Source organism: Serratia montpellierensis, from assembly GCF_020858655.1.
Taxonomy (GTDB): domain Bacteria; phylum Pseudomonadota; class Gammaproteobacteria; order Enterobacterales; family Enterobacteriaceae; genus Serratia; species Serratia montpellierensis.
Genome location: NZ_VOSN01000013.1, coordinates 461,402 through 475,391, shown reverse-complemented (window position 1 = coordinate 475,391; position 13,990 = coordinate 461,402). Strand labels below are relative to the sequence as shown.

Genomic DNA, 13,990 nt, shown 5'->3' with positions numbered 1-13,990 from the left:
TTTTTTCGGAGATTTTTTTATGGCAGGTCATAGTAAGTGGGCCAACACAAAGCACCGTAAAGCGGCGCAGGACGCCAAGCGCGGTAAAATTTTCACCAAGATTATTCGTGAGCTGGTCACCGCCGCCAAGCTGGGCGGCGGCGATCCGGATTCCAACCCGCGTCTGCGCGCGGCGATGGACAAGGCGTTGTCGAACAACATGACGCGCGACACCATGAACCGTGCGATCGCGCGCGGCGTGGGCGGTGATGATGATACCAATATGGAAACCATCATCTATGAAGGTTACGGCCCTGGCGGCACCGCCGTCATGATCGAATGCCTGAGCGACAACCGCAACCGCACCGTGGCGGAAGTGCGTCACGCTTTCACCAAGTGTGGCGGCAACCTCGGCACCGACGGTTCCGTGGCTTATTTGTTCACCAAGAAGGGCGTGATCACCTACGCACCGGGCCTGGATGAAGACACCGTAATGGAAGCGGCGCTGGAAGCCGGTGCAGAAGACATCGTGACCTATGACGATGGCGCCATCGATGTGTTCACCGCCTGGGAAAGCCTGGGCGCGGTGAAAGACGCGCTGACCGCGGCGGGCTTCGAAGCCGAAGCGGCGGAAGTGTCGATGATCCCATCGACCAAGGCCGACATGGACGCGGAAACCGCGCCTAAGCTGTTGCGTCTGATCGATATGCTGGAAGACTGCGACGACGTGCAGGAAGTTTACCATAACGGTGAAATCTCCGACGAAGTGGCGGCGACGCTGTAATCCGGTAAAACGGGCGCCGCCGTTCGGCGGCGCCGTGCATGCAAGGTGGATGTAGATATGGCGATCATACTCGGTATCGATCCCGGTTCACGCGTCACCGGCTATGGCCTTATCCGCCAGCAGGGGCGTCAGTTGAGCTATATCGCCAGCGGCTGCATCCGCACGGTGGTTGACGACATGCCGACGCGGCTGAAGCTGATTTACGCCGGCGTCAGTGAGATCATCACCCAGTTTCAGCCCGACTTCTTCGCCATCGAACAGGTGTTTATGGCCAAGAACCCGGATTCGGCGCTCAAGCTCGGCCAGGCGCGCGGCGTCGCGATCGTGGCGGCGGTGAATCAGAATCTGGACGTGTTCGAGTATGCGGCGCGGCAGGTCAAACAGACCGTGGTCGGTACCGGCGCGGCCGAAAAGGCGCAGGTACAGCACATGGTGCGCTCGCTGCTCAAACTCTCGGCCAACCCGCAGGCGGACGCCGCCGATGCTCTGGCTATCGCCATCACCCACTGCCACCTCAGCCAGAACGTGCTGCGGATGAGCGAAGGGCGGTTGAACCTGGCGCGCGGGCGTTTGCGCTGACGCAAAGCGATGATTGCTCAGGCTGGATATTCATCCAGCCTTTTTTATGTTATAAGCTTTACCAGCAACGGCATGGCAGGGCGCCATGCCCGGTTATTCTGCAGGAGGGTAAATGATAGGTCGTCTCAGAGGAAATATTCTGGAAAAGCAGCCGCCGCTGGTGTTACTGGAGGCGAACGGCGTGGGCTATGAGGTACACATGCCGATGACCTGCTTTTACGAGCTACCGGAACTGGGGCAAGAGGCCATCGTGTTTACCCACTTCGTGGTGCGTGAAGACGCGCAGCTGCTGTACGGTTTCAACGACAAGCAGGAGCGCGCGCTGTTCCGCGAGCTGATCAAGGTCAACGGCGTCGGGCCGAAGCTGGCGCTGGCGATCCTGTCAGGCATGTCCGCGCAGCAGTTCGTCAGCGCGGTGGAGCGTGAAGAGATCACCGCACTGGTCAAGCTGCCGGGCGTGGGCAAAAAAACCGCCGAGCGCCTGGTGGTAGAGATGAAAGACCGCTTCAAAGGGCTTAACGGCGACCTGTTCAACAGCAGCAGCGAGATCAGCCTGCCGTCCGCCGCCGACAACGCGCCGGAAGCGGACGCGGAAGCCGAAGCCGTTTCGGCGCTGGTGGCGCTGGGCTACAAGCCACAGGAAGCGAGTCGCATGGTCAGCAAAATTGCCAAACCGGGCGCCGACTGCGAGACGCTGATCCGCGACGCGTTGCGCGCTGCTTTGTAAGGCCGCTAAGAGGTAGATAATGATTGAAGCCGATCGCCTGATCTCCGCCGAACCGATCAACGAGGAAGAAGTCCTCGATCGTGCCATTCGTCCCAAGCTGTTGACTGAATACGTGGGTCAGCCGCACGTACGCGAGCAGATGGAGATCTTCATCCAGGCGGCCAAGCAGCGCGGTGATGCGCTCGACCACCTGCTGATCTTCGGCCCGCCGGGCCTGGGGAAAACCACCCTGGCCAACATCGTGGCCAACGAAATGGGCGTGAATCTGCGCACCACTTCCGGCCCGGTGCTGGAGAAGGCGGGCGATTTGGCGGCGATGCTGACCAACCTCGAACCGCACGACGTGTTATTCATCGACGAAATCCACCGTTTGTCACCGGTGGTAGAAGAAGTGCTGTATCCGGCGATGGAAGACTACCAGCTGGATATCATGATCGGCGAAGGGCCGGCGGCGCGTTCGATTAAGCTCGATCTGCCGCCGTTCACGTTGGTGGGCGCGACCACCCGCGCCGGTTCGCTGACCTCGCCGCTGCGCGATCGTTTCGGCATAGTCCAGCGGCTGGAGTTTTATCAGGTGGCGGATCTGCAGCATATCGTCTCACGCAGCGCCGGGTGCCTTGGGTTGGAGCTGTCCGACGAGGGCGCCCATGAGGTGGCCCGCCGCGCGCGCGGTACGCCGCGTATCGCCAACCGCCTGCTGCGCCGGGTGCGTGACTTCGCCGAAGTGCGCGCCAACGGCGTGATCAGCGGCGCAGTGGCGGCGCAGGCACTCGATATGCTCAACGTCGATGCCGAAGGCTTCGACTATATGGATCGCAAGCTGCTGCTGGCGATCATCGACAAGTTTACCGGCGGCCCGGTCGGGTTGGACAACCTGGCGGCGGCGATCGGCGAAGAGCGTGAAACCATCGAAGACGTGATTGAACCGTTCCTGATCCAGCAGGGCTTTATCCAGCGCACGCCGCGCGGCCGCCTGGCGACGCAGCATGCCTACCGGCATTTCGGTCTCGAACGCGAAGCATAAGTTTTCCACCCATCATAAAAAAGGGCCGCATTCGCGGCCCTTGTCATATTCTGCTGCTGGCTTTAATCAAGCCTGCTGTTTTTTGAACAGGCTCAGCGTGAACAGCACGGCGGCGCTCAGCACCACCGAAGGGCCGGCCGGCGTATCGTAAAACGCCGAGAAGGTCAGGCCGCCGGTGACGGCCACCATGCCGATCAGCACCGCGACGCCCGCCATCTGCTCCGGTGTGCGCGCGAAGCGCCGAGCGGTGGCTGCCGGAATGATCAGCAGTGAGGTGATGATCAGCGCGCCGACGAATTTCATCGCCAGACCGATGGTCAAGGCGGTGACCAGCATCAACACGGTGCGTGCGCGCACCAGATTAACGCCGTCGACGTGCGCCAGCTCCGGGCTGATGGTCATCGACAGCAGATCGCGCCACTGCCACCACAGCACTAACAGCACCACGGCGACGCCGCCGGCAATCATCAGGATATCGCTCAGCGTAACCGACAGCAGATCGCCGAACAGGTAGGCCATCAGATCGACCCGCACGTTAGACATCAGCGCCACCACCACCAGTCCCAGCGACAGGGCGCTATGCGCCAGAATGCCGAGCAGGGTATCCACCGAAAGCTGCGGGCGACGTTCCAGCCAAACCAGGGCCAGAGCCAGCAGCAGCGTAATGGCGATCACCGCATAGAAGGGGTTGATGTCGAGCAGCAGACCAAAGGCGACGCCGAGCAGCGAGGCGTGCGCCAAGGTATCACCAAAGTAGGACATGCGGCGCCAGACCACGAAGGAACCCAGCGGCCCGGCGGCGCTAGCCAGCAACACGCCGGCCAGCCAGCCGGGAAGTAACAGTTCAATCATGCTTCGCGGCTCCCGGTTTTCTTCAAGACAATTCTTCCCTGCAGATCGTGGCGGTGGTTGTGGTGGTGGCGATACACCGCCAGTTGCTCTGCGCCGCGGTTGCCGAACATGGCGATGAATTCGGGATGCATCGACACCACCTCCGGCGCGCCGGAGCAGCAGATGTGCTGATTGAGGCACAAGACCTCGTCGGTTTTCGCCATCACCAGATGCAGATCGTGCGAGACCATCAGCACGGCGCAGCCCAGCTCTTTACGCAGCTGATCGATCAGATCGTACAGCGCCAGCTGGCCGTTGACGTCCACCCCTTGCGTGGGTTCGTCCAGCACCAGCAGCTGCGGTTTGTTCAGCAGTGCTCGCGCCAGCAGCACGCGTTGGTTTTCACCGCCGGAGAGCTTTTGCATCGGCTGGTCGAGCAGGTGGGCGGCGTGCACGCGCTTGAGCGCCGGCAGAATGTCGGCTTTCTTTACGCCGGGCTTGAGACGCATAAAGCGGCTGACGGTCAGCGGCAGGGTGGCGTCGAGGTGCAGCTTTTGCGGCACGTAGCCGATGCGCAGATCGGGCTCACGCTCCAGCGTGCCGGCGTTCGGTTTGACCAATCCCAGCACCACGCGCACCAGCGTAGACTTGCCCGCGCCGTTCGGGCCCAGCAGCGTGAGAATACGGCCGGGTTGCAGGCTGAGGGAAATGTTCGACAGCACCTTGCGGCTGCCGAAGGCGACGGAGATATTTTTTAGCGTTATCAGTGTAGACATCTCGAGATTACAGGTTGCAGAACGAAGCGAATGTTATAATATCACGCCTTGTTGATGAAAACGATGGGATTACTGATGATGGCAAAGAAAAATAAATGGCTGCAGCGCACGCTGCTGGCCAGCGCACTGTTGATGGCCGGTCCGCTGAGCAGCGCTTCCGCTGCGGTGGTGACCTCGATTCGTCCGTTAGGCTTTATCGCATCGGCCATCGCCGACGGCGTGACGCCGACCGAGGTGTTGCTGCCGGACGGCGCTTCACCGCACGATTTTGCGCTGCGTCCTTCCGATATCCAGCGTTTGCGCTCTGCGGACCTGGTGCTATGGGTCGGGCCGGACATGGAGGCGTTCCTGAACAAGGCGCTGGTGCCTATCTCGGCAACCCGCAAGCTGGCTATCAGCGAACTGCCGGCGGTGAAGCCGTTGCTGATGAAAGGCGAAGATGACGACGATCATGATCATGCAGGCGAAGCGCATAACCATGCCGATGACGATCATGGGCATCATCACGGCGAGTACAATATGCACGTTTGGCTGTCGCCGGAGATAGCAAAAGTGACCGCGATCGCGATTCACGACAGATTGTTGGAACTTATGCCGCAAAATAAGGACAAATTAGACGCAAACCTGCGCCAGTTCGAGAATCTGCTGACGCAAACTGACAAAAATGTTGGTAACATGCTTACGCCTGTGCAAGGTAAGGGTTATTTTGTTTTTCATGATGCTTACGGCTACTTTGAGAAACACTACGGTTTGAGTCCGCTGGGCCATTTCACCGTCAATCCCGAAATTCAGCCTGGAGCACAGCGCCTACACCAAATTCGAACACAGTTGGTTGAGCAGAAAGCGGTATGCGTTTTTGCTGAGCCACAATTCAGGCCGGCCGTAATCAATGCCGTCGCCAAGGGTACCAAAGTGCGTTCTGGAACGCTGGACCCGCTGGGCATCGGCATCGCGCTGGGGAAGGACAGCTACGGGAAATTCCTGAATCAGCTGTCAAACCAGTACGTGAGCTGCCTGAAGTAAAGCTTATGAGGATAATATCGAGTGCAGCAGATAGTCCGAACTATCGCTCTGGCGTATAACAACCTGCCACGGCCCCACCGCGTCATGCTGGGGTCGCTGACAGTCGTCACATTGGCCGTCGCTGTTTGGCGGCCTTTTGTTTACCACCCAGAACACAATCCCATTGCCAAGAGCGTCGAGTTAGAATCCAGCCAGATGCGGTCATTGCTCCCCGAAGCCAGTGAGCCGATAGATGCCGACCAACCCACCCCCGATGACGAAATCCCGCAGGATGAGCTGGATCAAAAAGATGCCGGCGACGATGGCGTGCATGAATATGTGGTTTCCACCGGCGACACCCTCGGCAGCATTTTGACGCAATATGGCATCGATATGTCGGATGTCACCTTGCTGGCTTCGCAAAACCGCGATCTGCGTAATCTGAAGATCGGCCAACAGCTGTCGTGGACCGTCAATGATGCAGGCGATCTGCAGCAGTTGACCTGGGAAGTTTCCCGCCGCGAAACCCGCACCTATGACCGCGTCGGCAATATCTTCAAAGAGTCGAAAGAGGCGCAGCAGGGCGAATGGCGCAACAACGTGATCAGCGGCCGGGTCAACGGCAGCTTCGTCAGCAGCGCCGGCGACGCCGGGCTGAGCCGTAACGAAATCAACTCGGTGATCAAAGCCCTGCAGTGGCAGCTCGATTTCCGCAAGCTGCGCAAAGGCGACCAGTTCTCCGTGCTGATGTCGCGCGAGCATTTCGACGGTAAGAAATCGCAAAGCCAGCTGTTGGGCGTGCGTCTGCGCACCGGCGGCAAAGATTACTATGCGATCCGCGCCGAAGACGGCAAATTCTACGATCGCCAGGGCTCTGGCCTGGCGCGCGGCTTCATGCGTTTCCCGACCATGAAACAGTTCCGCATCTCCTCCAACTTCAACCCGCGCCGCGTGAACCCGGTGACCGGCCGCGTGGCGCCGCATAAGGGCGTCGATTTCGCCATGCCGGTCGGCACGCCGGTGCTGGCGGTCGGCGACGGTGAGGTGGTGATCGCCAAACGCAGCGGCGCAGCGGGCAACTATGTGGCGATCCGCCACGGTCGTCAGTACACCACGCGCTATATGCACCTGAAAAAACTGCTGGTGAAACCAGGCCAGAAGGTGAAACGCGGCGATCGCATTGCGCTCTCCGGGAACACCGGCCGTTCCACCGGGCCACACCTGCACTTTGAACTGTGGACCGGCCAACAGGCGGTGAACCCGCTGACGGCCAAACTGCCGCGTTCCGAAGGGCTGGGCGGCAAAGACCGCAGCGATTATCTGGCACAGGTGAAGGAAGTGGTTCCTCAGCTGCAGTTGGATTAACGACCCCCTTTTTCCGGCGCTCCGGCGCCGTTAATTTCATCGGCCTGATTGCGGGCCGATGCTGTTTTATCTGGGCGGTTCGCGGTTGTTAATTGCAAAATCGGTGATGGCAATTATGATTAGCCGAATCGCTAAGCGAAGAGCATGTGCATGCAAAACGAGAAGAAATCGAACGTAGAGTTCATCCCGCAGTTTCAAAAAGCCTTTTTATATCCGCGCTACTGGGGCGTGTGGTTGGGAACCGGTCTGATGGCCGGCATTTCGCTGGTGCCCGCGCGCCTGCGCGACCCGGTGCTGGGTGCGGTCGGCAAACTCGCCGGCAAGCTGGCGAAGGGCGCGCGCCGTCGTGCCCGCATCAACCTGCTGTATTGCTTGCCGGAGCTGCCTGAAAGCGAACGCGAACACATTATTGACCAGATGTTTGCCTGCGCGCCGCAGTCGATGGTGCTGATGGCGGAACTGGCCTGCACCAAGCCGGAAAAAGTGCTCAAGCGCGTGCGTTGGCACGGGGAAGAGGTGCTGGACAAGATCCGGGCGGAAGGGCGCAACGTGATTTTCCTGGTGCCCCACGGCTGGGCGGTGGATGTGCCGGCGATGCTGATGGCTGCGCGCGGCCAACCGATGGCGGCGATGTTCCACAATCAGCGTAATCAGCTGATCGACTACCTGTGGAATGCCGTGCGTCGTAAATTCGGCGGCCGCATGCACGCGCGCAACGACGGCATCAAACCGTTTATCAGTTCGGTGCGGCAGGGGTATTGGGGCTACTACTTGCCCGATCAGGACCACGGCGCGGAGCACAGCGAGTTCGTCGATTTCTTCGCGACCTACAAGGCGACGCTGCCGGCGGTGGGGCGGCTGATGAAGGTTTGCCGTGCGGCGATCGTGCCTTTGTTTCCTGTGTACGACGGCAAAACCAGCATGCTGGATATTTATATTCGCGAGCCGATGGACGATCTGGCCGAAGCCGATGACCCACGGATTGCGCGCCGCATGAATGAAGAGGTGGAAAATCTGGTGGGCCCGAACCCGGAGCAGTACACCTGGATCCTCAAACTGCTCAAGACGCGCAAAGAAGGGGAGATTGAACCCTACTCGCGCGACGATTTGTATCGTTAATCCTTCCTAACGCTAACGCCGATCGGGCTACAACCCGGCCGGCGTCACTTCAGATGTGCACCATACAGCCGCGAGCCCGCAGGATGTCGATGACTTTAGGCGTGTGGGTGAAATCATTCCAGCGCAGATCCAGCTTGCGCAGCCGGCTCAGTTCGCCGAGGCTTTCCGGCAGGTCGCTCAGGCGGTTGGCGCGCAGATCCAGACTTCTCAGCGCCGTCAGTTCACCGATATTTTCCGGCAGGCGCGTCAGCTGATTGAAACGCAGGTTCAGCTCGCTCAACCGCGGCAGCCGACAGAAGGCCTGCGGCAGCGCAGCGATGGCATTGTTAGCCGCATCGAGTATCTCCAGCTCACCGAGCTGAGCCATTTCCGCCGGCAGTGTGGTCAGGGCATTTTTCATGATATGCAGTTCGCGCAGCGCGCGCAGTTGCCCAATTTCGGCGGGCAGGCTGCCGATGCGATTGTTGTATAAACGCAGCTCCTGCAATGCCGCAAGCCTCGGTATCGCCTGTGGCAAAACGGCCAGGCGGTTGTCGGTCGCATTGAGATAGATGAGCTGCTGCAGCTGCGCCAGCGAGCGCGGCAGATCGCTAAAGCCGTTATCGCTCAGATAGAGGTATTTCAATCGATGCAGTTGCCCCAGTTCCTCGGGGAGTTCGCTTGCGCGATTGTGGCCAAAGTCGAACATTTCGAGCTGTTGCAACTGACCAATCTCCGGCGGCAGACGGTCGAGCTGATTGCAGGAGATATTCAGCACCTGCAGATTCTGGTGCCGGAAGATCGGGGTGGGGAAGGCCGTCAGCTGATTGTCGTACAGGCTGACCTTGCGCAGCGCGTGGCCGGCAAGCTGCGATTCGTCGAGCTGCGTCAGGCTACGGCCGTCGAGATCGAGCTCATCAGCGCTCGCTGCGGGGTTGTGTTGGTGGAGCATGGCGTTCTCCGTCGTTTATGGCGATGTCAGCGCAAAAAAAATGCCGGCCAACGTGAGCCGGCCGGCATTTCGTCTGCGGCGTGAATTACTCGACGCGCAGGATACGGCTGGTATTGGTGGTACCGACGGTTTCCATCACGTCGCCCTGGGTGACGATCACCAGATCACCGGAGACCAGGAAACCTTTGTCGCGCAGGCGATTGACGGCTTCATTGGCGGCGATCACGCCGTCTTTGTGGCTATCGAAATACACCGGCGTCACGCCGCGATACAGCGCAGTCAGGTTCAGCGTATGCTCATGACGCGACATGGCGAATATCGGCAGGCCGGAGCTGATACGCGACATCATCAGCGCGGTGCGGCCAGATTCGGTCATGGCGATCAGCGCGGTGACGCCTTTCAGGTGGTTGGCCGCATACAACATCGAAGACATGGCGATCGCCTCTTCGATGTTGTCGAACTGCACGTCCAGACGGTGTTTGGAAACATTGATGCTCGGGATCTTCTCTGCGCCCAAACAAACGCGCGCCATCGCCGCCACGGTTTCCGCCGGGTATTGGCCGGCAGCGGTTTCTGCCGACAGCATCACGGCATCGGTACCGTCCAGCACGGCGTTGGCCACGTCCATGACTTCGGCGCGGGTTGGCATCGGGTTGGTGATCATCGACTCCATCATCTGGGTCGCGGTGATCACCGCACGGTTCAGGGTACGGGCACGGCGGATCAGTTTCTTCTGAATGCCGACCAGTTCCGGATCGCCGATTTCGACGCCCAGATCGCCACGGGCGACCATCACCACGTCGGAAGCCAGAATGATGTCGTCCATCGCTTCGTCGCTGCAGACCGCTTCGGCGCGCTCAACCTTGGACACGATCTTGGCGTTGCAGCCCGCGTCGCGCGCCAGGCGGCGAGCGTAGTTCAAGTCTTCACCGGTACGCGGGAAGGAGACCGCCAGGTAGTCGACGCCGATCTTGGCGGCGGTGACGATGTCTGCCTTGTCTTTTTCGGTCAGCGCTTCGGCCGACAGGCCGCCGCCGAGTTTGTTGATGCCTTTGTTGTTGGACAGCGGGCCGCCAACGGTGACTTCGGTAAACACTTTCATGCCCTGAACTTCGAGCACTTTCAGCTGAACGCGGCCGTCGTCGAGCAGCAGGACATCGCCCGGCACCACGTCGGCAGGCAGGCCTTTATAGTCGATACCGACTTTTTCTTTATCGCCTTCGCCTTTTGACAGGTTGGCGTCCAGCAGGAATTTATCGCCCACGTTGAGGAAGATTTTGCCTTCCTTGAAGGTGGATACGCGGATTTTCGGCCCTTGCAGATCGCCGAGGATAGCGACGTGACGTCCCAGTTTAGCGGCGATTTCACGCACTTTGTCAGCGCGAGCCTGGTGGTCTTCCGGGCTGCCGTGGGAGAAGTTAAGCCGAACTACGTTGGCGCCGGCGGCAATGATCTTTTCCAGATTATTGTCGCGGTCTGTAGCCGGACCCAGGGTGGTAACGATTTTGGTTCTTCTGAGCCGTCTGGACATGTATTACTCCGTTGACTGGTGAAGCAAATATTGGTGTTGCGATAAACGTCGGATAACGAAACCAGGCGTGAAATGTAATTTTACAACACTGATATTTCACCCGGGTTACCCGCATGAGCATGTTAACAGGGTACAGCCTCTGATGCCGTCATTCAAATGTCTGTTGAACGGCGATTTTTTCTTCGTCAGGTCACGAGTCAAAACTGTTGGGAATGACCACCCCTTTATCAAAGCGCGATTCTTTGAGCGCTTCTTTGACCCGCTTCAAGTTATCTCTGAATTTAGCCCCTCTGCGCAAGGTAAATCCGGTGGCGAGCACGTCAATGAGCGTTAATTGCGCGATCCGCGACACCATCGGCATGTAAACGTCGGTGTCTTCGGGCACATCGAGCAGCAAAGGAAGGGTCGCCGCCTGAGCGAGCGGGGTGTCACGTGAGGTGATAGCCAATACCGTGGCGTCGTTTTCTCGCGCCAGGTGAGCCATCTCCACCAGATTCTTGGTGCGGCCGGTGTGTGAGATCAATACCACCACGTCGCCTTCGCCGGAGTTCATGCAACTCATGCGTTGCATGACGATGTCATCGAAGTAGACCACCGGGATATTGAAGCGGAAAAATTTGTTCATCGCGTCGTGCGCCACCGCTGCGGAGGCGCCCAGGCCGAAGAAAGAGATCTTTTTTGCCTGGGTGAGCAGGTCAACCGCACGATTGATTGCGGCAATATCCAAATTTGCCTTTACTGTATCCAGGCTGGCCATGACCGATTCGAAGATCTTGCTGGTATAGGAATCGACGCTGTCGTCTTCCTCAACGTTACGGTTTACGTAGGGCGTGCCGTTAGCCAGGCTTTGGGCGAGGTGCAGTTTGAAATCGGGAAAGCCTTTGGTGTCAAGGCGTCGGCAAAAACGGTTGACGGTAGGTTCGCTGACGTCGGCCATGCGCGCCAGCGTGGCAATGCTGGAGTGAATGGCGGTCTGTGGGGAGGCCAGGATCACCTCGGCGACTTTCCTTTCAGATTTGCTCAGGAGTTCCAGATGGCTCTGGATTTTGTCCAGCGTATTCATATAACGAGAGTCACTCATGGTTTTATCCCTGTGGCTTTCAAGCAACAGCGCCGAATTTCGCCCGTGTTCGCCGCGCACGCAGACGCCAAACGAGCGGCTGTAACCTGGAATCGATAGGGTATGTCGATTTCAAACAAAGGAGAAATCAATGCCGGTTTAGTGAAAATATACTACGTGCTGGTAACCGTTGGCAGTCTCGACAGGGCGTATGCAGGCTTTTTTCACCAGAATATGACCTGTGTCTAACTTTCATAATGGTAACAGAGCGTCAAAAAAGACGAAAAATTACAGTTTTGCCCGCCTGTGCGGGCTCTGGCGCGCATTGGCGCTACCGCTGGAATCTTGAGGTCTTTTTTCCTGCTTCTGCACCGGGTTTGCTGGCCGTAGTCAAACAGAGTACATTAGTAATGTAAGAAAATTACAAATATCCTGCAACGAGGAGATGAACATGGCGGTAACCTCTACAGCCCAGGCGTGTGACCTGGTTATTTTCGGCGCGAAAGGTGATTTGGCGCGCCGTAAGCTGCTGCCTTCCCTGTACCAGTTAGAGAAAGCCGGACACATCCACCCGGATACGCGGATCATCGGCGTCGGCCGCGCGGAGTGGGATAAAAAAGCCTATACCGAAGTGGTCAAGGAAGCGCTTGGCACCTTCATGAAAGAAAAACTGGATGACGAACTCTGGGCCACGCTGAGCGCACGCCTGGACTTCTGCAATCTGGACGTCAACGACAGCAAGAACTTTACCAAACTGGGTAAAATGCTGGATCAGAAACACCGCACCACCATCAACTACTTCGCCATGCCGCCAAGCACCTTCGGCGCCATCTGCAAAGGGTTGGGCGAAGCCAAGCTGAATCATGAGCCGGCGCGCGTGGTAATGGAAAAACCGTTGGGCACCGATCTGGCGTCCTCTCGCGTGATCAACGATCAGGTGGCGGAGTACTTCAACGAATCCCAGGTTTACCGTATCGACCACTATCTCGGCAAAGAGACGGTGCTGAACCTGTTGGCGCTGCGTTTCGCCAACTCGCTGTTCGCCTCCAACTGGGATAACCGCACCATCGATTCGGTGCAGATCACCGTGGCGGAAGAGGTGGGCATCGAAGGGCGCTGGGGTTACTTCGACCAGGCCGGCCAGATGCGCGACATGATCCAGAACCACCTGCTGCAGATCCTGACCATGATCGCCATGTCGCCGCCGGCGGATCTGACCACCGACCGTATCCGCGACGAAAAGGTGAAGGTACTGCGCTCGCTGCGCCGTATCGATCAGACCAATGTACGGGAAACCACCGTGCGCGGTCAGTACACCGCCGGTTTCGTCCAGGGCAAGAAAGTGCCGGGTTATCTGGAAGAGGAAGGGGCGAACAAGAGCAGCAGCACCGAAACCTTCGTCTCCATCCGCGTGGATATCGACAACTGGCAGTGGGCCGGGGTGCCGTTCTATCTGCGTACCGGTAAACGCCTGCCGACCAAATGTTCGGAAGTGGTGGTGTACTTCAAAAACCCGCCGCTTAACCTGTTCAGCGATTCTTACCAGCAGCTGCCGCAGAACAAGCTGACCATCCGCCTGCAGCCGGACGAAGGCATCGAAATTCAGGTACTGAACAAGGTGCCGGGGCTGGATCACAAGCACCGTCTGCAGACCACCAAGCTGGACCTGAGCTTCTCGGAAACCTTCAACCAGGAGCACGTGGCGGACGCCTACGAGCGCCTGCTGCTGGAGACCATGCGCGGCATTCAGGCGCTGTTCGTGCGCCGCGATGAGGTGGAAGAGGCCTGGAAGTGGGTCGATTCCATCATGGACGCATGGAAAGCCGACAACGAGGCGCCTAAGCCTTATCAGGCGGGCACCTGGGGGCCGGTGGCCTCGGTGGCGATGATCACCCGCGACGGCCGTTCCTGGAACGAGTTCGAGTAATGCGCAATGCCGGCAGCCTGTCTGCCGGCTTTTTTTTGCCTGCGATCTGCGCGTGGGCCACATCACTTACGGTACGGCCGGACGTCCGCGCATTTGTGCGGAGCCCTGTGGCAGGGGCGTGCCATTGTTAACCGCGAGTAATGGAGAAATAACGATGAAAAACTGGAAAACCAGCGCCGAGCAGATCTTGACGGCGGGACCGGTGGTGCCGGTTATCGTGATCAACAAGCTGGAGCAGGCGGTGCCGCTGGCGAAAGCGCTGGTTGCCGGCGGCGTGCGGGTATTGGAGGTGACGCTGCGCACCGCCTGCGGGCTGGAGGCTATCCGCGCTATTGCCAAAGAGGTGCCGGAGGCC

13 protein-coding genes and 1 pseudogene are annotated in these 13,990 nt (G+C 58.9%); 9 read left to right on the top strand and 5 right to left on the bottom strand.

Annotation, left to right across the window (positions count from 1 at the left end):
- The first annotated feature begins 19 nt into the window (after positions 1-19).
- The 4 genes from FUU19_RS14020 (at position 20) to ruvB (ending at position 3,093) form a co-directional block, all read left to right on the top strand.
- Entirely contained in the window at positions 20-763 is a 744-nt protein-coding gene (locus tag FUU19_RS14020; RefSeq protein WP_033647638.1) for a YebC/PmpR family DNA-binding transcriptional regulator, read from the top strand.
- A 57-nt stretch (positions 764-820) separates the two neighbouring features.
- Positions 821-1,342: a crossover junction endodeoxyribonuclease RuvC gene (gene ruvC, locus FUU19_RS14015; RefSeq protein ID WP_141968366.1), complete on the top strand. Its 522-nt coding sequence runs from the start codon at positions 821-823 to the stop codon at positions 1,340-1,342.
- A gap of 112 nt (positions 1,343-1,454) precedes the next feature.
- The gene (gene ruvA / locus FUU19_RS14010) at positions 1,455-2,069 is read left to right on the top strand and encodes a Holliday junction branch migration protein RuvA (RefSeq protein ID WP_025303126.1); all 615 of its coding nucleotides are present in this window, start codon (positions 1,455-1,457) and stop codon (positions 2,067-2,069) included.
- A 19-nt stretch (positions 2,070-2,088) separates the two neighbouring features.
- Positions 2,089-3,093, top strand: a complete 1,005-nt coding sequence (gene ruvB, locus FUU19_RS14005; protein ID WP_025303125.1) for a Holliday junction branch migration DNA helicase RuvB — start codon at positions 2,089-2,091, stop codon at positions 3,091-3,093.
- A 66-nt stretch (positions 3,094-3,159) separates the two neighbouring features.
- Here ruvB and znuB read toward each other — a convergent pair whose 3' ends face one another.
- A complete protein-coding gene (gene znuB, locus FUU19_RS14000; RefSeq protein WP_141968368.1) occupies positions 3,160-3,945 on the bottom strand; it encodes a zinc ABC transporter permease subunit ZnuB in 786 nt (261 codons plus the stop codon).
- Positions 3,942-4,700 (bottom strand): zinc ABC transporter ATP-binding protein ZnuC, encoded by a 759-nt coding sequence (gene znuC / locus FUU19_RS13995; protein ID WP_230490893.1) that lies wholly within the window; start codon positions 4,698-4,700, stop codon positions 3,942-3,944. The genes znuB and znuC overlap by 4 nt, the downstream gene beginning before the upstream one ends.
- A gap of 78 nt (positions 4,701-4,778) precedes the next feature.
- On the opposite strand from znuC, the gene znuA reads away from it, so the two are divergent.
- The 3 genes from znuA (at position 4,779) to lpxM (ending at position 8,186) form a co-directional block, all read left to right on the top strand.
- Entirely contained in the window at positions 4,779-5,723 is a 945-nt protein-coding gene (gene znuA / locus FUU19_RS13990) for a zinc ABC transporter substrate-binding protein ZnuA (RefSeq protein WP_141972919.1), read from the top strand.
- A gap of 21 nt (positions 5,724-5,744) precedes the next feature.
- Positions 5,745-7,067, top strand: a complete 1,323-nt coding sequence (gene mepM / locus FUU19_RS13985; RefSeq protein WP_230490894.1) for a murein DD-endopeptidase MepM — start codon at positions 5,745-5,747, stop codon at positions 7,065-7,067.
- A gap of 150 nt (positions 7,068-7,217) precedes the next feature.
- On the top strand, positions 7,218-8,186 hold the full coding sequence (gene lpxM / locus FUU19_RS13980) for a lauroyl-Kdo(2)-lipid IV(A) myristoyltransferase (RefSeq protein WP_015378127.1): 969 nt from the start codon (positions 7,218-7,220) through the stop codon (positions 8,184-8,186).
- A gap of 49 nt (positions 8,187-8,235) precedes the next feature.
- Here the strand turns inward: lpxM and FUU19_RS13975 are convergent, their stop codons facing one another.
- The 3 genes from FUU19_RS13975 to FUU19_RS13965 form a co-directional block, all read right to left on the bottom strand.
- Positions 8,236-9,117, bottom strand: a complete 882-nt coding sequence (locus FUU19_RS13975; RefSeq protein WP_230490895.1) for a leucine-rich repeat domain-containing protein — start codon at positions 9,115-9,117, stop codon at positions 8,236-8,238.
- An 85-nt stretch (positions 9,118-9,202) separates the two neighbouring features.
- Positions 9,203-10,648: a pyruvate kinase gene (pyk, locus tag FUU19_RS13970; RefSeq protein WP_230507146.1), complete on the bottom strand. Its 1,446-nt coding sequence runs from the start codon at positions 10,646-10,648 to the stop codon at positions 9,203-9,205.
- A 190-nt stretch (positions 10,649-10,838) separates the two neighbouring features.
- On the bottom strand, positions 10,839-11,711 hold the full coding sequence (locus FUU19_RS13965; RefSeq protein ID WP_038877144.1) for a MurR/RpiR family transcriptional regulator: 873 nt from the start codon (positions 11,709-11,711) through the stop codon (positions 10,839-10,841).
- A gap of 448 nt (positions 11,712-12,159) precedes the next feature.
- On the opposite strand from FUU19_RS13965, the gene zwf reads away from it, so the two are divergent.
- Entirely contained in the window at positions 12,160-13,635 is a 1,476-nt protein-coding gene (zwf, locus tag FUU19_RS13960; RefSeq protein ID WP_019452799.1) for a glucose-6-phosphate dehydrogenase, read from the top strand.
- Positions 13,636-13,789: 154 nt separating this feature from the next.
- Positions 13,790-13,990, top strand: a pseudogene (locus FUU19_RS13955) (bifunctional 4-hydroxy-2-oxoglutarate aldolase/2-dehydro-3-deoxy-phosphogluconate aldolase); the annotation flags it as partial.

Coding starts and splice junctions, on each gene's coding strand:
- FUU19_RS14020 (WP_033647638.1), top strand. CDS start 20: ATGGCAGGTCATAGTAAGTGGGCCAACACAAAGCACCGTAAAGCGGCG.
- ruvC (WP_141968366.1), top strand. CDS start 821: ATGGCGATCATACTCGGTATCGATCCCGGTTCACGCGTCACCGGCTAT.
- ruvA (WP_025303126.1), top strand. CDS start 1,455: ATGATAGGTCGTCTCAGAGGAAATATTCTGGAAAAGCAGCCGCCGCTG.
- ruvB (WP_025303125.1), top strand. CDS start 2,089: ATGATTGAAGCCGATCGCCTGATCTCCGCCGAACCGATCAACGAGGAA.
- znuB (WP_141968368.1), bottom strand. CDS start 3,945: ATGATTGAACTGTTACTTCCCGGCTGGCTGGCCGGCGTGTTGCTGGCT.
- znuC (WP_230490893.1), bottom strand. CDS start 4,700: ATGTCTACACTGATAACGCTAAAAAATATCTCCGTCGCCTTCGGCAGC.
- znuA (WP_141972919.1), top strand. CDS start 4,779: ATGGCAAAGAAAAATAAATGGCTGCAGCGCACGCTGCTGGCCAGCGCA.
- lpxM (WP_015378127.1), top strand. CDS start 7,218: ATGCAAAACGAGAAGAAATCGAACGTAGAGTTCATCCCGCAGTTTCAA.
- FUU19_RS13975 (WP_230490895.1), bottom strand. CDS start 9,117: ATGCTCCACCAACACAACCCCGCAGCGAGCGCTGATGAGCTCGATCTC.
- pyk (WP_230507146.1), bottom strand. CDS start 10,648: ATGTCCAGACGGCTCAGAAGAACCAAAATCGTTACCACCCTGGGTCCG.
- FUU19_RS13965 (WP_038877144.1), bottom strand. CDS start 11,711: ATGAATACGCTGGACAAAATCCAGAGCCATCTGGAACTCCTGAGCAAA.
- zwf (WP_019452799.1), top strand. CDS start 12,160: ATGGCGGTAACCTCTACAGCCCAGGCGTGTGACCTGGTTATTTTCGGC.